Origin of the sequence: Gillisella vitis, from assembly GCF_001541345.2 — a bacterium.
Classification (GTDB): Bacteria; Pseudomonadota; Alphaproteobacteria; order Rhizobiales; family Rhizobiaceae; genus Allorhizobium; species Allorhizobium vitis.
Window position 1 is genome coordinate 68,494 of sequence record NZ_LMVL02000008.1, and the last position, 18,462, is coordinate 86,955.

An 18,462-nucleotide genomic window follows, 5' to 3' on the forward strand; every position below is an offset into this window, starting at 1 on the left:
AATTAAAATCGTGAGAATGATCGCAACCGTAATGACAAACAGTCCAAGATAGATTCTGCTGAGGGAACGCTTCCCCGTTGCACCATCGAATACATTGTAAAACGTAGCGAGTACGTCGAGAAATTCACTCAAGACGATATACGGAATTCGCATGCCATATTCGGTCAAACCTTTCATATTGGCCAATCCGTTCTACAACACAGATCAAAATGGATTGTGATTTTTGGCAAAATCGCGAATCGAGCCAGTATATTCGTCAAGCCTCTCCATAATGCCTTTGACGCTTTCACCGTTCTGGGAGACTGGTTTTTCCGGTGGCACCATGCGTATGCTTACGAACATGTTGAAATAGGCTGAATTCATCGGGTTATTGAGTTTGAGCTTGATCATAGCCGTTTCAGCCGCGCCTTTGGTCCTGAACTGGTAGGTTTTCCCGCTGTTATATGTTTCGCTCCAGTGGCCGTCACCGAAATAGACCTGCATGTCAATGATCTGGTCGAGCGGACCTCGGATGATTGAAATAATTTTGTTTGTCTTCATTACCTTGTTGACTGCACGCATCGCCGCACCTTGGTTCGGTTTCGTCTTGTCGGGTGCATATGTATTCATAGCACCCGGCACACCGTCACGGCTGGTCGATGGCAGGATTGTCAACTCTGAATGGCCGGCCTTGAACAGATCGAAATTGACTGTATTGAGTACAACGCCGTTGGTCTGCAGCACAACCTCTGAATTTGGTGCCACGATGCCTCGAAAACGCTGAGAAAAGCCTTGTTGATTGGAGTGCAGTACGGGCTGCGTCCGGCGCTGATTGGCAATGAACTCCTCAATCGGAGTCGGTCCGGCCGTCAGTACTTGGCCCCTATTGGCATAATATTGAGCCTCGCGTGCTTCTGCTTCACTCATTACGGTTGTTTCCATTGCTGGTTTGGTCACTAGGATCGCAATTTTGGTATCGCTCGCAAATGAACCGCGCTCTTAGTTTTAAAGCATTTTTAGCGGCGGGTAACGTTACGAGCGTAGCGTCATTGACGAAATAGAAGTTTGGGCGCAAATCCGTTGCTACACAGGTATTAGGCAAGCCGTAAAGGCAGGCTGCGGGCTTTGTCAGAGATGTTACATCAACTAAGGACTGTACAGTCTTGCCAATACAAGTTTGATCACCCTTACAACTATAATAGGCAATGTCGATCAACGGAAGAACGGCGTTGTCGTCCATCTTTGTTTTCGTATCACCATATTGCCTGAGATAGGCCGCAATAGCTTCCTTGCCTGTTTCCATATCGCCACGAGAAAGTCTCGCTTCAAGCAGCACATAGGATACGAGGTTGAGATCAAGCTCCTGGATAAACCTGTCAAACTCGGGCTTATGGAGTTTTGGGCAATTCGCTCTATCAAGATTGACGATGTATTTGTAGATTACGCCTGTTTCAAACAGCGGTTGCGGCGGATTCTTGAGAATTTCTGCACAATCTGCCGCCTTCGACACTGACGGCGTTCCACATCCAAAGGTAGCATAAAATATCAGGACCAGAGTACGAATCCTAGTCAATTTCATTACTCGTCCGATCATCAATTGATATCCACTCTGCCTGCCATGATTTCGATGGTTTTACCAACAATGCGGATGGTTCCATCATCCGAAAGTTCAATGTGAGACTCTCCGCAGGCGAGGATCAGCGTCTTGCCAGCATACACTTCCACATTCTCACCTCCGGCAAAGATCTTACTACCGTCGGCTTCCTCATGGGTTGTGCCATCAACCGAGATGGAGTAGTCGCCCTCCACGTCAATATGGGCATTTCGTCCTACCGTCACTCGCCAGTCAGTACCGGCGTTTAGGATCGAACTTCCCTGCACAAAGCTTACTGACGAAAACGGCTCGATACCACCAGCGACAGCCATTCCGGCAAGCTTGGTTGAGTTCAGCAGACTGACGAGATCAAATTCTCCCCAGGACGAGTCAGTTTTCATTGTCTTCGATATGAAATTGAGTCCAGCAGCTGGAGCCGTAACAGTACGGATGTCCATGAAGCCAACTTGCTCGATATTGAAGCCTCCCACCTGGGTTTCCTTGTTCTTATGAACAGTGGCGTTCTGATTCCCCTCAACAATTGTGTGATCGTTTGAGCCAACGATGAGGGCATTGTTGTCTTCCACTGCTGTGTACATATCCTTTTGAGCGTGCATGAAAATCTCTTCTCTGCCGGACTCGTCTTCGAATCTGAGTTCATTGAATCCTTTCCCCTTATGCGTCTTGGTCTTAAACGTGGACCTCGTCTTATTCGCCGGCAAATCATACGGCACTGGGTTGTTCGTATTCGGCACGACGCCCGTTACCAGCGGTCTGTCCGGGTCGCCGTCGATATAGGCGATCATGACTTCCATGCCGATGCGGGGGATGACCTGGGAGCCCCAGAGGCCGCCGGCCCAGCTTTGGGAGACGCGGATCCAGCAGGTGTCGGAGCCGTCTTTTTTGGCGCGTCTGTCCCAGGGGAACCAGGCTTTGATCCGGCCGTATTTGTCAGGATGAATTTCCTCCCCCGAGGGGCCTGCGACAATGGCCACCTGCGCGCCTTCGATGCGGGGGCGTTTGGTGGTGCGATGCGGGGTTAAGGGGATACGGGACGGTATGGCGTCGAATTCGTTGATATATTCCGGCTGATTTTCCGTGGTTTCATAGGAGCGATCCACCACCCAATGGGTGATCCGGGTAATCACATGCTCTTCGTATTTGTGTTCCGGGTGGGGTTCTTCATACGGGTTGAAGCGTCGTCCCGGTTCCAGCACACGCACGGTCGATTGGCCTTTGATCCGCTCGTGATCCGCCTGTGTCGCCTGAGCGCGCAATTTACCGACGCGCTCCATTTCGGTGTAATCTGCGGCGCGGGCGGGGTAGTTGTAAAGCTCGCGCTTGGCATTGCCCGATAACTCCACGAGAGAAGGGGTCTGCGAGCGTGGAATGAAGTTCGGCGTTTCAAAATTCCAGTCGGCATCGACGCGCTGGCCTGGGACATAACTGAAGCGCCTCATCCATTCGGTGATGTGGTTGCGGTCGGAAGAGCCTTGGGCGATCCGCACGGTGTCATCGCCTTCCGCGCTGGCCGATGCCTTTGACCAGGCAATCTGGTGGTCCGTTACTCTCAGGCGATGGATGCCCTTATCATGTTGAAACCAATAGAAGATTCCATCTTCTTCCAGGCGGCGAAGCAGGTAGTCGAGGTCACTTTCCTGCCATTGGACAGAATAGCCTTGCGCCGGGGGCTTGTTCTGTAGAAAGCCGATATCCGGCTGCGGCAGGCCATGTTCGGAAAACAGCGTTTCCAGCACCTGGATCGATGTCATATCCAGCCAGATCCGGCAATCGGAGCGGCGGGACAGCAGCCACATCTGCGGACGGATGGTGAGCGTGTAGGAGCGTAACCCGCGCGTGACCGGCGGGCCTTCCTCAAGATCGGTCACCAAGCCATTGAACGGGCGGCGTAGACCATCCTCGCCCAACTCGCCCTGGCGGATTTCCAGGGAAATGTCGACTAGCTTACCGATCAGCTCTTCCGGCTTGACCGCTTCACGCTTGGCGCGGACATGCAGAGTGATTTCGAACAGACGATTGACGCCCTCATCCACCTTCATCCGCTCCGGCAGCAATTGATCCTCACCCAGCGGAGAGGAGACCTTTAAAACGCGGCTGGCCTGAATGAAATCGGCAGTCAATATGTCGTCGAACATCGTAAGGCCCCCGGGATTGCGTCTTAAAATATCAAATGCAATATCGATGGCCCGCCCGAACTGTTTCAAACACGCCATCCCTATGGCGAAATTAGACTAGCTTTCCGAAAGGTCAAGGTTTTGGTTGTGTTGCCGGATATGTTTGTTTTTTCGGTTGCGAATGATCATTCGTGAACGGAAAGGGCGATGCAGAATTGCGCAAAGTCTAACCGGCCAGCACCTTGCCAGCGTTGATCTTGACGACGTCTTCGCCGACAAAAACGATGACATAGCCGCCGACCGCCTCGGCGTCGGCGGCCCAGCGGCGCAACGTGCTGATGTAGGGTTCGTGACGCCATACCTCTGGAAACGCCGGATCGACCAAGACCGTGATTTGCGGGCCTTGAGTGTAGACCATCATCTTTGCCTTGGCCGGTTCCCATTCCGGGCTGAGACTGGCGCTTGTCATCCACAGACAGAGAAAGTCTCGGCAGAGCTGCGGTCTGTCGGGGTAGATCGTGCAGCCTTTCTCGGCTGTGCAGTGGGTGCACCAGGTATTGGCGGGCTTTGCCAAGGCGTCGATATCCGGCAGACGGCAACAGAGCGTGCAGGTGCCGCACGTGCGAGCGGGCAGGGTTGCCGGGGCTGGGGACATGTCGAGGGGCATAGGGCGGTTTTTGCAGCTTTGAGATGGAAAACCTGCCGTAGCATAAGGCAAACGCCTACGCCATGCGCCTCACCCTTAAACGATTGTCCGGGTGAGGGGGGCATGACTTCGCTTATGCCGCTGCGTATTCGTGGCGCTTGCGGGCGATCGGGGCGGCTGGCGATTGATAGAGCTGGCCGAAGCGATTGGCGAGAAAGGCGTCGAGGCTGATTTCTTCCTGGCGCACGAAGCCGGATTGGGGCAATGCACCCTCAGCCAACAGGTCAAGCACGGCGCAAATGCCAGCGGCGGTGGTGATCTGGATGGCGCTCATTTTCTTAGTCGCTACAGTCCCGGCATAGACCTTGTTGGCATAGGTTTCCTGCATATAGCGGCCTTCGCGCCAGCCGCAAACGGTGACGAAAATCACCACCACATCCTGCATGGTGGCGGGCAGGGCGTTTTCAAATAGGTCCTTCAGCACATCGCGGCGGTTCTTCAGGTTAAAGTCGTTGAGCAGCGCCTTGATGATTGCCTGATGACCAGGGTAGCGGATGGTGCGGTAATTCATCGTCCGCACCCGGCCCTCCAGGGTTTTTGCCAGCGTGCCGAGACCACCTGACGTGTTGAAGGCTTCATATGTCACGCCATCAAGCGAAAATTCCTCACGCTCTTCCATGGCAGGCACGCTGATCATCCGGCCCTCGACAATGGCTTCACAGGGCTCGATATATTCGTTGATCAAGCCGTCCGTGCTCCAGGTGAGGTTATAGTTCAGCGCATTGGACGGGTATTGCGGCAGCGCGCCGACCCGCATTCGCACGCTGTCCAACGTCTCGAAGCGCTGTGCCAGATCATGGGCGACGATGGAAATGAAGCCGGGGGCAAGGCCGCCTTGGGGGATAAAGGCGGTGCGCGCACCCTCCGCCAGCGCCTCGACTTTTTTCGTCGTGGCCACGTCCTCGGTCAGGTCGAGATAATGGCAGCCACTGCGCGCCGCACTTTCGGCAATCGCGCCAGTCATGTGAAAAGGGGCGGCAGAGAGAACCGCGAACTGACCGTGAAGATGGGCATCCAAGGCGTTGCTATGGGTAATGTCGACCAAAGCCGTGGCGATACCGGGGTGAGTGGCAAGCTTTGCCAATTGCTCGGCGCTACGGTCGGCAACCGTTACCCGGTAATCGCCTGTCTCTGCCAAAAGATGGGCAATTGCCCCGCCAATCTTGCCCGCGCCAATGATGGAAATGTTTTTCATGATCGTTCCCCTGATGCTTTTGACGAGCCTTCAGTGTGGAGCCGATCCCTGTCGATTCACAGTGGCAAATTGAGCGTTTTCGCTTACAATAGTGGACGATTTGCCGAGAGGATTGAGCAGAATGCAGGTCTCCGATAAGGACCGTGAATTGCTGGCGCTGTTGGGCGAAAACGCCCGCATGCCGGTGGCCACGCTGGCGCGACGGCTTGGCCTATCGCGCACCACGGTGCAGGCGCGGCTGGAACGGCTGGAGCGGGAAGGGGTGATTACCGGTTACGGACTCCGTCTATCGGACGCCTATCAAAGCGGGCTGATCCGCGCCCATGTGATGATCACCATGGCGCCCAAGGCATTGACCAACGTTACGGCAGAGCTGGCCGCCATCCCGCAGGTCACGGCGCTGCATTCCGTCAACGGTCCTTACGACCTGATCGCCATGCTGGCAGCGCCCTCAATCCAGGAGCTGGACCGGCTGATTGACCGAATTGGGGAACTGTCGGGGGTGGAGCGGACGCTGTCGTCGATTATTCTATCGACGCGGATTGCGCGGTGATCGTCTTGTATGGTGATCATTTCCTATAGTGGTAGCGGCATTGCACAATATCCAGCCGCTGTTCCTGGCCAGACCCCGAAACGCAATAGACAAGCCGATGATCGCCAGCGATGCGCCTCGACCAGAAGCCTGCTAGATCGCCTTTCAGCGGCTCGGGCTTTCCAAGGCCGGTAAACGGTGTTCTCTTGGCGTTGCGGATCAGGTCGTTGATTTTCGAGACCATTTTCAGGTCGGTTTGGAGCCAGAATTCGTAATCGTCCCAGGCATTCTCGGTCCAGCCCAGCTTCATCGTTTAAGTATCCTGGCCGTCATCCGGCTCGGTTGGATCGCGGTCAGTGACCTTCCCTTGGCGCAGTTGTTCGATGCTGTCGCGCAGGCGTTCGGCGTTGGCCGGGTTGGACAGGAGATGCAAGGTTTCCTGCATGCTCTCATATTCTCCTTCAGCAATCACCACCACGGCCTCCTTGCCCTGGCGGGTCACCAGCAAGGGCGCGCGTGATTCCAGCACGCTGTCGAAATGATGGGCGAAATTCTGGCGGAATTCGGTGAAACGGACATTGGTCATGGTCTATGCCTCAATAATCTGTACGTATTTCTGTACATTAATTGTTGCATCGAAGTCAACTGGATTGCCGACATGCAAAGCCACCCGCAAGAGTTTTGCGGGTGGCTTTGGTTCTTTCGGGTTGCTGTGAAGTCGGCTTCCCTTACTTCGCCCTTGCGTCCAGTACCCGGTTGGCGGCCGAGACGATGGCTTCCAGCGAGGCGGTGACGATGTTCTGGTTGATACCGGAGCCGAACAGGCGGCCGCCGGGATGGTCCATTTCCACATAGGCGATGGCGGCAGCATTGGAGCCATGTTGCAGGGAGTGCTCGGAATAATCGCGCACGGAGATCTCAATGCCCAGATAGGTGGAGAGCGCGTTGACGAAGCCGTCAATCGGGCCATTGCCCTTGCCCTCGATGCGCTTCACCTCGCCGCCATCAGTGATTTCGGCAGCGACGATCCGCACGCCTTTGGTGGCCGTGTCGGGATAGGTGTGGTGATCGACGAATTTCAGCCGGGCATTGGGCTGGTCGATATAACGGCTGATAAAGCTGTCATAGATCCGCTTGGAGGGCAGTTCCACGCCTTCTTCATCGGTAATGCGCTGGATTTCCTCGCGGAACTCCACCTGCAGGTTGCGCGGCAGGTTGATGCCGTAATCCTGTTGCAAGATATAGGCGATGCCGCCCTTGCCGGACTGCGAGTTGATGCGGATGATCGCCTCATAGGAGCGACCGACATCCTGCGGATCGATGGGCAGATAGGGGACCTCCCAGACCGGGGAATTGGCCTTTTTCACCGCCTTCATCCCCTTGTTGATCGCATCCTGATGCGAGCCGGAAAAGGCGGTATACACCAGTTCGCCAACATAGGGATGGCGCTCCGGAATGGTCATTTCATTGGCATATTCATAGACATCCTTGATGCGCTCGATCTGCGAGCAGTCCAGCTCGGGATCGATGCCCTGGGTGTACATGTTCAATGCCAGCGTCACCACATCGACATTGCCGGTGCGTTCGCCATTGCCAAACAGCGTACCTTCCACCCGGTCGGCGCCTGCCATCAGCGCCAATTCGGTGGCGGCGATGCCGGTGCCGCGGTCGTTGTGGGGATGCAGCGAGATGATGACGTTTTCGCGGTTGTCGATATTGCGGCACATCCATTCGATCTGGTCGGCATAGATGTTCGGCGTCGCCATTTCCACAGTCGAGGGCAGGTTGAGGATCAGCTTGTTGTCGGCGGTCGGCTTGATCTCGGCGATGACGGCGTTGCAGATCTCCAGCGCCACGTCCAACTCGGTGCCGGTAAAGCTTTCCGGCGAATATTCAAACCGGTAGCCGCCGCCAGCCTTGGTGGCCATGTCGATAATCATTTTCGCCGCATCGACGGCGATCTGCTTGATGCCGGGAACGTCCTTGGCAAACACCACGCGGCGCTGCAATTCCGAGGTCGAGTTATAGAAATGGATGATTGGCTTATGTGCGCCTTCCAGGGCCTCAAAGGTGCGGGTGATCAGCTCCGGGCGGCATTGCACCAGCACTTGCAAGGAGACATCATCTGCCACATTTCCTTGCTCGACGCACCAGCGAGCAAAGTCGAAATCGGTCTGTGAGGCCGAGGGAAAGCCGATCTCGATTTCCTTGAAGCCCATGTCCAGCAACAGCTGGAACATCCGGGCCTTGCGGTCGTGGCCCATCGGATTGACCAGTGACTGGTTGCCGTCGCGCAGATCGACCGAGCACCAGATCGGTGCCTGTGTAATGGTTTTGCCCGGCCAGGTTCGGTCGGAAATGTCGATCTGCGGGTAGGGCCGGTATTTGTTTGCCGCGTCGGGCATGCCCTTTTTGACGGAATTGGTCTTCAACATGTTCGCTCTCTTCTCATCCCGAATATGCCCGGCTTATAGCGGATCGAGTGCCGCACGCGAATGCAAAATTCGGCCCCTTAGGGGTCAACAGTCAAAATTGTGGAGTGGTGAGGAGCAATCGCCTGCAACGGCTAACCCGGCCGCCGGGCGCTCCTCAATGGACCCGGCAACCGCGGATAAGGTCGAGAAGAAGAAGCGAGGATAGGGCGCGCAAAGCTGCGGCGCGGCTAAAATTGCCCCGCTGTGCAGTCTTCGTCATGGAATGGCCCGATGTCTTCATGCTTCAATCTATAATCAGCGGTTTCCGGGCTGGCAAGGGTAATTTTCATCAAGGCTGCGGATGACGCTCAGCGCCGCAGCCGGACGGCGAACCGGGTCAATCCCAGCATGGCCAGGCCGCCGATCAATCCCCAGAAGGCGGCGGAAATGCCAAGAAGCGAAATGCCCGAGGCGGTGACCAAAAAGGTGACGGCGGCGGCTTCGCGGGTCGTGGGTTCGCGGAAAGCCGAAACGATTGACCCGGAAAAGGCGCCGATCAGCGCAAGACCGGCCACCGATTCGATCAGGATGGCGGGTGCCAGCCCGACGAAGGAGGTGACCACACCGGCCAAAAGCCCAAGCACCAGATAGCCGACGCTGCCGATCATCGCCGCCCAGTAGCGTCGCTGCGGATCGGCATGGGCATCATGGCCCGCCGCCATGGCGGCAGTGACGGCGGCGAGATTGATGGCATGGCCGCCAAAGGGCGCAGCAAAGGCGGTGAACAGGCCGGTAATGGTGAAAAGCGGACCCGGCCTTGGGTGGTAATCATGCACTTTCAGCACGGCGATGCCTGGAATGTTCTGCGAGGCCATGGTGACGATAAACAGGGGCAATGCGATGGACACCATCGATGCGAATGTGAACGTCGGCATCACGAATGCCACCGGCGGTACCAAGGACGCACCCAATGCCGCGAATGCGCCGTCGGGCAGGGGAACGGCGAACACCAGGACCAGAACGAAGGCAGCAAGCGCGGCAGGAACGGCAAAGAGCCGGTTGATGGTGCCGACAATCGCCCAGGCCAGCAGGATTGGCAGGCCGAGCAGCGGGCTTTCTTCGATGGCTTTGAACGGGGCAAAGCAGAGGCCGACGATCACCCCTGAGAGCATGGCATTGGCAAGCGGGGCGGGAATGGCGCCGATGGCCCGGCCAAGCGGCTTGAACAGCCCGGCAATGACGATCAGCGCGGCGCACACCAGAAACGCCCCGACCGCCGCTGAAAAACCGCCCTGCGGCACACCGGCTGTCACCAGCAGGGCAGCACCCGGCGTCGACCAGGCAATAGAAATCGGCATCCGCGTCTTGAGACAGACGATAAGACCGCAAATGCCCATGGAGACCGACAGCGCCATTAGGCCGGAAGCCGCCTGCAGATCGCTGGCGCCAACCCCTTTCAGCCCTTGCAGGATAACGGCGAAGGAACTGGCAAAGCCGACAAAGGCCACCAGAAGCCCCATGAACAGGCTTTGCGGCGAGAATTCTTTCAGCATGCGGATGGTCCCGGCCACAGTATCGATCCGGCTGGAACATCAGGTTTTAATGAAACACGCAAGGCTGAGATGAGGCAAATGGGTACGTATCGAAACACATTTGCGATGGCAGGCACACAAAACAAAACCCCGCCGGATTGCTCCGACGGGGTCTATCTTCAAAGTTGTGTTATTAAATTTCCGACTGGCTTTCAACGATCTTCGAAACCAGGCCGTAGTCCTTGGCTTGTTCAGCCGAGAGCCAGTAATCGCGGTCGATGTCCTTGGCGATCTTTTCTTCCGTCTGGCCTGTGGCCTTGGAGAAGATCTTGATCAGGCGCTGGTTCATCTTGATGATTTCGCGGGCCTGGATTTCGATATCCGATGCCATGCCGCGTGTGCCGCCCGAGGGTTGGTGCAGCAGGAAGCGGGTGTTGGGCAGGCAAAGGCGCTGCTCCTTCGGTACCGAAACATAGATCAGCGCGCCAGCGGAGGCGACCCAGCCGGTGCCGATGATCCAGACCTTCGGCTTGATGAACTTGATCATGTCATGGATCGAATCGCCCGATTCGACATGGCCGCCTGGAGAATTGACGTAGACGCGAATGTCGTCGTCGCTGGCGGCAGCCAGAGCCACCAGTTGGGTGCAGACCTTCTGCGCCAGTTCCTGGGTGATTCCGCCATAGATGAAGATCGAACGCGACTTGAAAAGATTCGCTTCCGTTTCCTTGCCGAGCGGCAGTTCCTTGCTCTTGTCGTCGTCTTCTTCGTTCATTCGGCAATTCCTCATTTGCGTTTTGCTCACCCGAACCGACCGCGTCCTGGCCATCACAATGACCGATAGGCTGCGGACGGGACGCTTACCACTTCCTATGCAAATAGTGCTTATCAAGGCTTAAAACAATGCCGGAAAAAGGCAAGCGTGGACGCAGTGAACAGGAAGTTGATCCTGTATATCGTTTTTTCAACGACTTGGTTCGGTGATGGGATTGCTGATATCGGCGGCTCAGCCCGACAATCTCTGGTTATGGGTCAGGGATACCTCGCTGGTATCGCCCGTCAGCGCATAGCGTTCCCAATCCAGCACCCACGCCCCTGATGCGCCGGAAATCGAAAACAGATTATAGGCGGCCTGCGGCTTCTTGCTGCCCGGCCCCTGGCTGGCCGAGGCAATACCCACAACTGGCACCCGGCCATGGCGATTGTGCAGCCAGTTCAGCGTGTTGAGATGGGTATGGCCGTGCAGCACCAGTTCAGCCCCGCCCAGCGAGATCGCTGCGGCAAAGCGGCGGATGCCGATCATCCGCTTGTGCTGCGAGGCGGCACCCCGAACAGGGGGATGGTGGATCAGCACCACCCGAAACAGGCCTTCTTCGCCAGCTTGGCGCAGCAATTGGGCAGTTTCACGGGCCTGGCGCGAGCTGAAATAGCCACTGGCGGAAAAGGGCGGGGTGGCGATGGAGGTGGAACAACCGATCAGCCCGACCGGTCCCCGACGGCGAAAGGTTGGCCAGAGTTTGAAATCCTTGCGCCAGATGTCCGGGTCCGTGTCGCCGCGCACATAATCATACCAGGCATGCATTGCCTTTTCGTGGGCGCCTGGCACATAGGCATCGTGATTGCCCGGCACGACCGATGTCGTGGCGGGGGGGCCGACGGTGCGCAGCCAATCGGCGGCCTTGTTGATCTCCAGCCCGGATGCCAGATTGACGAGATCGCCGGTAACCGTCAGATGATCGGGCGCCCTGGCGTGAATATCGGCCACCAGCGCTTCCAGCGTGCCGGAGACCATGTGTTTTGCCCGGTTGCGGTGCCAGTTGACATAACCTGTGATGCGCTTTGACGCCAGTTCTCGAAAGGTGAGATGCGGCATAGGCCCCAGATGGATATCGGATATATGGGCGAGTTTGAACATGAACCTTATCTATACATTCCGGGGAGTGGAGCAAGCGCGATGACACTGTATCCATCAGGGTCTCAACCGGATGACAGCCGCTTGGGTTCCGTGAAAAAATTTGTGGTGCGGCTATTACACGTTTATTTTGCCATCACGCGCGGCATGACGCTTGGAGTGCGGGCCGCCTGTTTTGATGATCAGGGCCGAATTTTTCTGGTGCGGCACACCTATCTTCCCGGCTGGTACATGCCCGGCGGCGGTGTGGAGCGCGGCGAAACAGCGAGCCAAGCGCTGGAAAAGGAATTGCGCGAAGAGGGCAATTTGGTGATGACCGCGCCGCCTGTTCTGTTGCAATCTTACCTGAACCGCACCGCCAGCCGCCGCGATCATGTGTTGTTTTACAGCGCCCGTGTGCGCCAGACCGCGCCGCGCCTGCCGGACCGGGAAATCGCCGAATCGGGCTTTTTCCCCCTCGATGCGCTCCCGGCGGGAATCACCCCCGCCACCCGGCGGCGCCTGGCGGAGTTAGTCACGGACGGGCCTTACGCCGATTTCTGGTGAAGAAAGGGAAGGTCAGGGCCGACCGGTATGATTCCCGTCGGGTTGATGGTCTTGTGGCTGCCGTAGTAATGGCGCTTGATATGGTCGATATTGACGGTCTCCGCCACGCCCGGCCAGTGGTAGAGCGCCGACAGATAGGCCGATAGCGCCGGATAATCGGCAATGCGGCGGATGTTGCATTTGAAATGGCCGACATAGACCGCATCGAACCGCACCAGCGTGGTGAACAGCCGCCAGTCCGCCTCGGTCAACGTGTCACCGATCAGGAACTGACTGGAGGAAAGCCGTTGCTCCAGCATATCCAGCGTTTCGAACAATGGGGTTATTGCGTCTTCATAAGCCTCTTGCGTGGTGGCGAAACCGGCCTTGTAGACGCCGTTATTGACGGTGTCGTAGATGCGGTCGTTCAGCGCATCGATCTCGCCACGCAGCGGCTCGGGATAGAAATCCTTGATATCCCCTGTCAGCGCATTGAAGGCGGCGTTGAACATGCGGATGATCTCGGCGGATTCGTTGGAGACCACGGTATTCAAATGCTTGTCCCAAAGGACAGGCACCGTGACCCGACCGCTATACTGCGGATCGGCCTTGAGATAGACCTGCCAGAGATAATCCGCCCCGAACAGATGGTCGCCGGTGGCCGCACTGTCCTGCTGAAACGTCCAACCGTTTTCCAGCATCAGCGGATGAACGACGGACACCGAAATCAACGCTTCCAGCTTTTTCAATTGGCGGAAAATCAGCGTTCGATGCGCCCAAGGGCAGGCCAGGGACACATAGAGATGGTAGCGTCCGGCCTCAGCCTTGAAACCGCCACTGCCGCTTGGCCCCGGTGCGCCATCAGCGGTCAACCAATTGCGAAACCGGCTGGCTGAGCGCTGGAAATGCCCTTTGGTGGCCTTCGTATCGTACCAGGCGTCGCTCCAGACGCCATCAACCAACATGCCCATTGGGTTTTCCTTCCATCGCTGTTTCGAATTTCCGTTGTTCTTATATGCGATGCTGGTGAGGAATTGCGATGATTTGGCTGATGAACAGTGTGTTTTAGGATAAAACATTGGACCGAGTGGTGGAAACCGGTTTTCGGACCATACGATGCGAGGCAAGACCCTATAGCATCGTGCCGGTTCCGTTTTTCTGCACGATGCTATAGACGGTCGGAAAATTTGTTGTTATGCAAATTGCCATCGAAATTGGACAGTGATCCCATGACCTTCTGCCGGAACCTGCGACGACGCTGATGCTCTCGACCATCTCTGTGATGGTGTGAACACTCCTGCGCAATTCGCTATACGGTTCCGGTCTTCATGCAAAAGCACGATCTCGTCTACCTCACTGAGGATGCGTCTCACGACGCCATTATCGAACTCATCAACGCGGAAGCTTTCGGCCCTGGCCGGTTCACACGAGCCGCTGCCCGTATCCGGGAACAAGGCCCGCATGATCGCACGCTATCCTTCGTCTGCGCCGACAAGGGCGAAACCATTGCCTCTGTGCGCATGACACCTGTGCTGGCGGGAACAGTCAAAGGCCATATGCTTGGCCCGCTTGCCGTGCGTCCCTCCCATAAATGCCTGGGCATTGGTCGGGAACTGGTGCGCATCGCCATTGAAGCCGCACGGCGGAATGGCTCCGAAGCGGTGATCCTGATCGGCGATCCGCCATACTATATGCCGCTCGGCTTTGAAAAAATCGCTTACAATGCCCTGGCATTCCCCGGTCCGGTTGATCCCGGTCGGGTGTTGGTTGTGCCGCTGGCTGAGGATGTGCATGGCCGGCTGAAGGGTGTGATTGGCTGGCGCGACAGCCAGGTTGTCGTTCCTCTCGATACGGTTGAGGATGTCGAGGACTGCGAGCCCTTGCGTCTGGCAGCAAATGGCTGAAATTATGCCGGAGACATAAAAAATTAGAGCGCCGTGCGTTTTTTAAATCGCACGGCGCTCTAATCCTGATTGATCGTTGAGCTCCGAGACGATCAGGCGTCATGCTCACGCCATTATCACAAAGCCTCGAAACGATAGGCCTTCGCTTCTTTCCTGATAGAACCGACACCCGGAAAAGGCAGGTGCGCGGCGGCAATCAGGTAGCCTTCGCTTGCCGCCTGTTCGAAAACCTGCGCCCGTGCTTTGGCGGCATTGGTCTGATCATAATCGAAATCGATGGTGATGGCGGGATCGCGGAACTGCACGTTCTCGCCGTGGACGATATCGCCGACGAACAGCATGGCCATCCCTTCGCTCTCAAACTGGCCCTCGCTCTCAAACCGGATTGCCAGATGGCCGGGTGTATGACCGGCACGCAATGTGGCGCTGAAGCCTGGAAGGATCGGCCCGTTGTCGTCAAAAATCGTCAACCGTCCCTCGGCCTCATACGGGTCAAGGCAAAGATGCGCCCGACCGATCTGGCCCTTGACCCGTTCCGTCACATCAGGTGCATCGGCGGCACCCGGCGACAGCCAGAAATCGGTTTCCGTGCGACCGGCGTGGACCGTGGCTTTGGGGAAAATCGGCGCACCATCGCGCACCAGCCCGCCGGTATGGTCAGCATGAATATGGGTGAGAATGATGTCGTTGATATCGGCGGGGCTGAGGCCGAGTGCTGCCAGCCCGGCAGAAAGCTTGCCGTGATCCGGCCCGAAGAGCTGGCCCGAACCAGTGTCGATCAACACGATCCGTTCAGGGGTTTTGATGAGGAAGCAGTTGACGGACAGCGAGGTCGCGGCATCTGTAAACCCCTCCGCGACAGGCTCGCCATTGCGGCGATAGAGCTTGCCGACATCGGCGGTCAGAATGCCATCCTGAAGGGCGAAGATCTGCGCTGCTCCAAGTGTGAAGTGATAGGGGGACATGGGAGGTTCCTAAGAATAATGGGGCAAGAGAATATCGAGGCTTACAGCTGTTTTTTCATCCAAGTGACGCTGTAACCATCGGTAAACTCATCAAGACCGCCGACGACAGAATAACCGTGTTTCTGATAGGTGCGGCGGGCAACAGGATTGATCGTATCGAGATAGACGGCCTTGCAACCGCGCTTGCGAGCTTCCCGTTCGGCGGCGGCGAGAAGGTTCCCGGCAATCCCTTGGCCGCGCCGGTACTCAGGCACGAAAAGCATGGCGATAAACAACCATTTTCGCCCCGTTTGCCCGACAATGCCGCCTTCAACTGCCCCATCTTGATCGTGAAGCGGGATGAAAAGTTTCCGAAGGTTGGCAGGACCGCCAAGCATCTCATCGTGATACTCGGTCAATGCGCTGTCAATCAAGGCTTCCGCCCCCTGCGGCACTTCATCGAAAGTTTCAAGCTTCAAATCTGGCATTACCGTCTCCCGTGAACTCCATCTTTCGACCATAGTTTATAGATGGCAATGATCACATTCCCTATGACGATGGCAAGAAGTGCTATGGGGACCTGCAGTAAGGCTCCGGTGCCAAACAATATCAAGGCCATGTAAGGCGAGAGCAGAGCTTGGTCGATAGCCTGATAGAAAGACCAGCATCCAAGAGGCAAGATAATTAAGACCGCTGTCCATCCGCCCGGCATGGGATTGGAGGAGAGGACGCAACTGGCTGAGTGCAGCAGGGCATTGCTGTAGATTGCCGCCCATGCGAGCGCAAGCAGGCGATAGGCCAGGTCATCGCTGGTCGTTACAGCCCAGATCGCTATCGCTGCAAAGGCAATTGACAGCAGCGACACCGCGACGACAAAGGCTGCGGTGCCATACCAACGAGCCATCGATGGTTGTAAACAGCGCTTTGCCCAAGTTTCGATCCGGAAAGCTTCTTCCGCATTATGCAGCACAAAGGCGACGACCATAATGTAGACAAACGGGGCAGGAACTGCCGCCTCCATCACCGCCCCTCACGCCACCACATGGCCGAAACCGCAAACAGCAGCAGGGCAAGGCCGCCGAAACCGGCAAACATCGGCAGGGTGTCCACGCCTTTCAGCAGGGTTTCGCTGGTCATGCGAATGGCCATGCGTTCGCCGTCGCTGCTGCGGACCGGGCCGCTGACGGGCAGGATGTCCGGAACGGATACACCGCTCGCCCCGGCATCCAGTCGCCGGATCAGGCCGTGGGTGGCGTCCGACACCGGTTTCATAATGTCAGGGGTGGAAATCATCGCTTTGAATTCCGGCGCATCCACCGCGCCGATATGGACGAGGGTGGAAAATTCGCCATTGGTGATGGTGAACAGGCCGGTTTCCGCCATCCGCTGCTCCGCCGTGAAGCGGCCCGGTTCGGTCTGGGTCAAGGTCACGTCCTGCACCTTGCCAGACGGGCTGGTGATGGTGGCGGGGCCGGGGTCATTGCCGATGGTCTGGCGGGTAATGGTCAGCATCCGGCCACTGGCCCGCGCCGTCAGCGCTTCTTCCTCCAGTTCCGGTTCTTTCATCAGCCAATGGGCGATGCGGCGGTAAAGCGCCACATGCGGGCCGCCGCCTTCAAAGCCGCGCGCCCACAGCCAGCCCTGGTCGGACAACAGCATGGCGACGCGACCTTGTCCGGCCCGGTTCAGCACCAGCAGCGGCTTGTCATTGGCGGTCATGACCGTTTCACCCTGCGGCGGATCGACATCGACGCTGCGGAACCAGCGGCCCCAATGCGGAGGCTCTGATGCGGCGCCATCGAGATCGCGAGTCACGGGGTGTTTCTTACCGATCTCCGAAAGGCGCGGATAAAAGCCGCCTTCCTGCATATTGCCGGTCGGGGCTGCTGGCAGAACCGAGGCCAGCGGGGTCATGGCGATCGAATCCTGACCGGCATGTTCGGGGCCAGCCGCAATCAGCAGCGCGCCGCCCTTGCGGACATATTCGGCAATGTAATCATAATAGAGGATCGGCAGCACACCGCGATGCTGGTAGCGGTCGAAGATGATCAGGTCGAAATCACTGATCTTTTCAACGAACAACTCGCGGGTTGGAAAGGCGATCAGTGACAACTCATTGATCGGCGTGCCATCCTGCTTTTCCGGGGGCCGCAGAATGGTGAAATGCACCAGATCCACGGAGGCATCGGATTTCAGCAGGTTGCGCCAGGCGCGCTCACCGGCATGCGGTTCACCTGACACCAGCAGAACCCGCAGGTTCTGGCGGATGCCGTCGATCAGATGCACGGTCTTGTTATTGGTTTCCGTCACTTCGCCGGGCAGGCCGGAGACGGAAAATTCCAGCACATTGCTCCCGGCACGCGGCACGGCAAAGGAATAGGGCGTTTCAGCCCCCGGCACGGCGGTAAACGAGCCGCTATCCTGGCCATTGATCCGCACGGTTATCGTGGCAGGCTGGCTGCCCTTCACCCCTTCATCGATCACCCTTAGCGACATGTCCTGGCTCTGGCCGACAATGCCGAAGCGTGGCGCGCGCACCACTTCGATGCGCCGGTCGAATTCATTGGCCTTGCCGGTCAACAGCGTGTGGACCGGCGCATCCATGCCGAGCGTCTTCAGGTTGGACGGCACATCATGCACCTGTCCATCGGTGATGAAGATCGCGGCACCAACCCGTGCTGGCGGCACGTCGGATATCGCAGAGGATAGGGCTTCGAACAGCCGGGTCGATGGCGTGTCAGCGTTTTCCGGCGTCGAGGCCTCGACAATGCGCGGCTCGATGCCGGGAAAGCGGGCCAGCTTGTCCTTGACGCCCTGCAGGGCCTGATCGGTCATCGCCTTGCGGCTGGCGATATCGGTCTGGCTCTGGCTGCGGTCAACGATCACAGGCACGACCGTCGAGAGCTTGTCGCGGTTCTCAGACAGAAGCTGCGGATTAGCGAGGGCGGCGATCAAGGCGGCAAAGGCGACCAGCCGGATGGTTGCGCCGCGTATGCCCCGGCGAAAACCGATGGCTGCGACGGCCAGCGCCAGCAAGGCCAGTGCGGCCAGCGCCCAGAGGGGCAGGAAGGGGGAGAAGGAAAGGCTCAT

19 protein-coding genes are annotated in these 18,462 nt (G+C 57.4%); 3 read left to right on the forward strand and 16 right to left on the reverse strand.

Annotation, left to right across the window (positions count from 1 at the left end):
• Window positions 1-204: 204 nt before the first annotated feature.
• From ASB66_RS22435 to ASB66_RS22455, 5 genes are all read right to left on the reverse strand, one after another.
• Complete coding sequence (locus ASB66_RS22435; RefSeq protein WP_060719891.1) at window positions 205-906, reverse strand: hypothetical protein; 702 nt, start codon at window positions 904-906, stop codon at window positions 205-207.
• Window positions 899-1,573 carry a hypothetical protein gene (locus ASB66_RS22440; RefSeq protein ID WP_060719890.1) on the reverse strand — a complete coding sequence of 225 codons (675 nt, stop codon included), beginning with the start codon at window positions 1,571-1,573 and terminating at the stop codon, window positions 899-901. Before ASB66_RS22440 ends, ASB66_RS22435 begins: the two co-directional genes overlap by 8 nt.
• A complete protein-coding gene (locus tag ASB66_RS22445; RefSeq protein WP_060719957.1) occupies window positions 1,573-3,729 on the reverse strand; it encodes a type VI secretion system Vgr family protein in 2,157 nt (718 codons plus the stop codon). Before ASB66_RS22445 ends, ASB66_RS22440 begins: the two co-directional genes overlap by 1 nt.
• Window positions 3,730-3,934: 205 nt before the next feature.
• The gene (locus ASB66_RS22450; RefSeq protein ID WP_234613960.1) at window positions 3,935-4,363 is read right to left on the reverse strand and encodes a YkgJ family cysteine cluster protein; all 429 of its coding nucleotides are present in this window, start codon (window positions 4,361-4,363) and stop codon (window positions 3,935-3,937) included.
• A gap of 124 nt (window positions 4,364-4,487) precedes the next feature.
• Window positions 4,488-5,624: a saccharopine dehydrogenase family protein gene (locus tag ASB66_RS22455; RefSeq protein ID WP_326492046.1), complete on the reverse strand. Its 1,137-nt coding sequence runs from the start codon at window positions 5,622-5,624 to the stop codon at window positions 4,488-4,490.
• 106 nt (window positions 5,625-5,730) lie between these two features.
• On the opposite strand from ASB66_RS22455, the gene ASB66_RS22460 reads away from it, so the two are divergent.
• Window positions 5,731-6,162 carry an Lrp/AsnC family transcriptional regulator gene (locus ASB66_RS22460; RefSeq protein WP_060719887.1) on the forward strand — a complete coding sequence of 144 codons (432 nt, stop codon included), beginning with the start codon at window positions 5,731-5,733 and terminating at the stop codon, window positions 6,160-6,162.
• A 16-nt stretch (window positions 6,163-6,178) separates the two neighbouring features.
• Here the strand turns inward: ASB66_RS22460 and ASB66_RS22465 are convergent, their stop codons facing one another.
• From ASB66_RS22465 to ASB66_RS22490, 6 genes are all read right to left on the reverse strand, one after another.
• Complete coding sequence (locus tag ASB66_RS22465; protein ID WP_060719886.1) at window positions 6,179-6,451, reverse strand: Txe/YoeB family addiction module toxin; 273 nt, start codon at window positions 6,449-6,451, stop codon at window positions 6,179-6,181.
• A 3-nt stretch (window positions 6,452-6,454) separates the two neighbouring features.
• The gene (locus tag ASB66_RS22470) at window positions 6,455-6,727 is read right to left on the reverse strand and encodes a type II toxin-antitoxin system Phd/YefM family antitoxin (protein ID WP_060719885.1); all 273 of its coding nucleotides are present in this window, start codon (window positions 6,725-6,727) and stop codon (window positions 6,455-6,457) included.
• 142 nt (window positions 6,728-6,869) lie between these two features.
• On the reverse strand, window positions 6,870-8,576 hold the full coding sequence (gene leuA, locus ASB66_RS22475; protein ID WP_060719884.1) for a 2-isopropylmalate synthase: 1,707 nt from the start codon (window positions 8,574-8,576) through the stop codon (window positions 6,870-6,872).
• 347 nt (window positions 8,577-8,923) lie between these two features.
• Window positions 8,924-10,108 (reverse strand): benzoate/H(+) symporter BenE family transporter, encoded by a 1,185-nt coding sequence (locus ASB66_RS22480; RefSeq protein ID WP_114386954.1) that lies wholly within the window; start codon window positions 10,106-10,108, stop codon window positions 8,924-8,926.
• Between the two features lie 172 nt (window positions 10,109-10,280).
• Window positions 10,281-10,862 carry an ATP-dependent Clp protease proteolytic subunit gene (locus tag ASB66_RS22485; RefSeq protein ID WP_060719882.1) on the reverse strand — a complete coding sequence of 194 codons (582 nt, stop codon included), beginning with the start codon at window positions 10,860-10,862 and terminating at the stop codon, window positions 10,281-10,283.
• Between the two features lie 231 nt (window positions 10,863-11,093).
• Entirely contained in the window at window positions 11,094-12,002 is a 909-nt protein-coding gene (locus ASB66_RS22490) for a metallophosphoesterase family protein (RefSeq protein ID WP_060719881.1), read from the reverse strand.
• Window positions 12,003-12,146: 144 nt separating this feature from the next.
• Here ASB66_RS22490 and ASB66_RS22495 point away from each other — a divergent pair, with 144 nt between their 5' ends.
• Window positions 12,147-12,545 carry an NUDIX domain-containing protein gene (locus ASB66_RS22495; RefSeq protein ID WP_060719956.1) on the forward strand — a complete coding sequence of 133 codons (399 nt, stop codon included), beginning with the start codon at window positions 12,147-12,149 and terminating at the stop codon, window positions 12,543-12,545.
• Here the strand turns inward: ASB66_RS22495 and ASB66_RS22500 are convergent.
• A complete protein-coding gene (locus ASB66_RS22500; protein WP_060719880.1) occupies window positions 12,527-13,495 on the reverse strand; it encodes a glutathione S-transferase family protein in 969 nt (322 codons plus the stop codon). The two genes, ASB66_RS22495 and ASB66_RS22500, sit on opposite strands and share 19 nt — an antisense overlap.
• 357 nt (window positions 13,496-13,852) lie before the next feature.
• On the opposite strand from ASB66_RS22500, the gene ASB66_RS22505 reads away from it, so the two are divergent.
• A complete protein-coding gene (locus ASB66_RS22505; RefSeq protein WP_060719879.1) occupies window positions 13,853-14,428 on the forward strand; it encodes a GNAT family N-acetyltransferase in 576 nt (191 codons plus the stop codon).
• 116 nt (window positions 14,429-14,544) lie between these two features.
• Here the strand turns inward: ASB66_RS22505 and ASB66_RS22510 are convergent, their stop codons facing one another.
• The 4 genes from ASB66_RS22510 to ASB66_RS22525 are packed head-to-tail and all read right to left on the reverse strand — an operon-like array spanning window position 14,545 to window position 18,462.
• Window positions 14,545-15,393: an MBL fold metallo-hydrolase gene (locus ASB66_RS22510; RefSeq protein ID WP_060719878.1), complete on the reverse strand. Its 849-nt coding sequence runs from the start codon at window positions 15,391-15,393 to the stop codon at window positions 14,545-14,547.
• 41 nt (window positions 15,394-15,434) lie between these two features.
• Complete coding sequence (locus ASB66_RS22515) at window positions 15,435-15,860, reverse strand: GNAT family N-acetyltransferase (RefSeq protein ID WP_060719877.1); 426 nt, start codon at window positions 15,858-15,860, stop codon at window positions 15,435-15,437.
• Window positions 15,860-16,393, reverse strand: a complete 534-nt coding sequence (locus tag ASB66_RS22520) for an HXXEE domain-containing protein (protein ID WP_060719876.1) — start codon at window positions 16,391-16,393, stop codon at window positions 15,860-15,862. Before ASB66_RS22520 ends, ASB66_RS22515 begins: the two co-directional genes overlap by 1 nt.
• Entirely contained in the window at window positions 16,393-18,462 is a 2,070-nt protein-coding gene (locus tag ASB66_RS22525) for a hypothetical protein (RefSeq protein WP_060719875.1), read from the reverse strand. The genes ASB66_RS22520 and ASB66_RS22525 overlap by 1 nt, the downstream gene beginning before the upstream one ends.

What these genes read in the sequence shown, in the direction of transcription:
- ASB66_RS22435 (WP_060719891.1), bottom strand. Translation starts at nt 906, where the DNA reads ATGAGTGAAGCAGAAGCACGCGAGGCTCAATATTATGCCAATAGGGGC.
- ASB66_RS22440 (WP_060719890.1), bottom strand. Translation starts at nt 1,573, where the DNA reads ATGATCGGACGAGTAATGAAATTGACTAGGATTCGTACTCTGGTCCTG.
- ASB66_RS22445 (WP_060719957.1), bottom strand. Translation starts at nt 3,729, where the DNA reads ATGTTCGACGACATATTGACTGCCGATTTCATTCAGGCCAGCCGCGTT.
- ASB66_RS22450 (WP_234613960.1), bottom strand. Translation starts at nt 4,363, where the DNA reads ATGTCCCCAGCCCCGGCAACCCTGCCCGCTCGCACGTGCGGCACCTGC.
- ASB66_RS22460 (WP_060719887.1), top strand. Translation starts at nt 5,731, where the DNA reads ATGCAGGTCTCCGATAAGGACCGTGAATTGCTGGCGCTGTTGGGCGAA.
- ASB66_RS22465 (WP_060719886.1), bottom strand. Translation starts at nt 6,451, where the DNA reads ATGAAGCTGGGCTGGACCGAGAATGCCTGGGACGATTACGAATTCTGG.
- ASB66_RS22470 (WP_060719885.1), bottom strand. Translation starts at nt 6,727, where the DNA reads ATGACCAATGTCCGTTTCACCGAATTCCGCCAGAATTTCGCCCATCAT.
- leuA (WP_060719884.1), bottom strand. Translation starts at nt 8,576, where the DNA reads ATGTTGAAGACCAATTCCGTCAAAAAGGGCATGCCCGACGCGGCAAAC.
- ASB66_RS22480 (WP_114386954.1), bottom strand. Translation starts at nt 10,108, where the DNA reads ATGCTGAAAGAATTCTCGCCGCAAAGCCTGTTCATGGGGCTTCTGGTG.
- ASB66_RS22485 (WP_060719882.1), bottom strand. Translation starts at nt 10,862, where the DNA reads ATGAACGAAGAAGACGACGACAAGAGCAAGGAACTGCCGCTCGGCAAG.
- ASB66_RS22490 (WP_060719881.1), bottom strand. Translation starts at nt 12,002, where the DNA reads ATGTTCAAACTCGCCCATATATCCGATATCCATCTGGGGCCTATGCCG.
- ASB66_RS22495 (WP_060719956.1), top strand. Translation starts at nt 12,147, where the DNA reads ATGACGCTTGGAGTGCGGGCCGCCTGTTTTGATGATCAGGGCCGAATT.
- ASB66_RS22500 (WP_060719880.1), bottom strand. Translation starts at nt 13,495, where the DNA reads ATGGGCATGTTGGTTGATGGCGTCTGGAGCGACGCCTGGTACGATACG.
- ASB66_RS22505 (WP_060719879.1), top strand. Translation starts at nt 13,853, where the DNA reads ATGCAAAAGCACGATCTCGTCTACCTCACTGAGGATGCGTCTCACGAC.
- ASB66_RS22510 (WP_060719878.1), bottom strand. Translation starts at nt 15,393, where the DNA reads ATGTCCCCCTATCACTTCACACTTGGAGCAGCGCAGATCTTCGCCCTT.
- ASB66_RS22515 (WP_060719877.1), bottom strand. Translation starts at nt 15,860, where the DNA reads ATGCCAGATTTGAAGCTTGAAACTTTCGATGAAGTGCCGCAGGGGGCG.
- ASB66_RS22520 (WP_060719876.1), bottom strand. Translation starts at nt 16,393, where the DNA reads ATGGAGGCGGCAGTTCCTGCCCCGTTTGTCTACATTATGGTCGTCGCC.
- ASB66_RS22525 (WP_060719875.1), bottom strand. Translation starts at nt 18,462, where the DNA reads ATGAGCCTTTCCTTCTCCCCCTTCCTGCCCCTCTGGGCGCTGGCCGCA.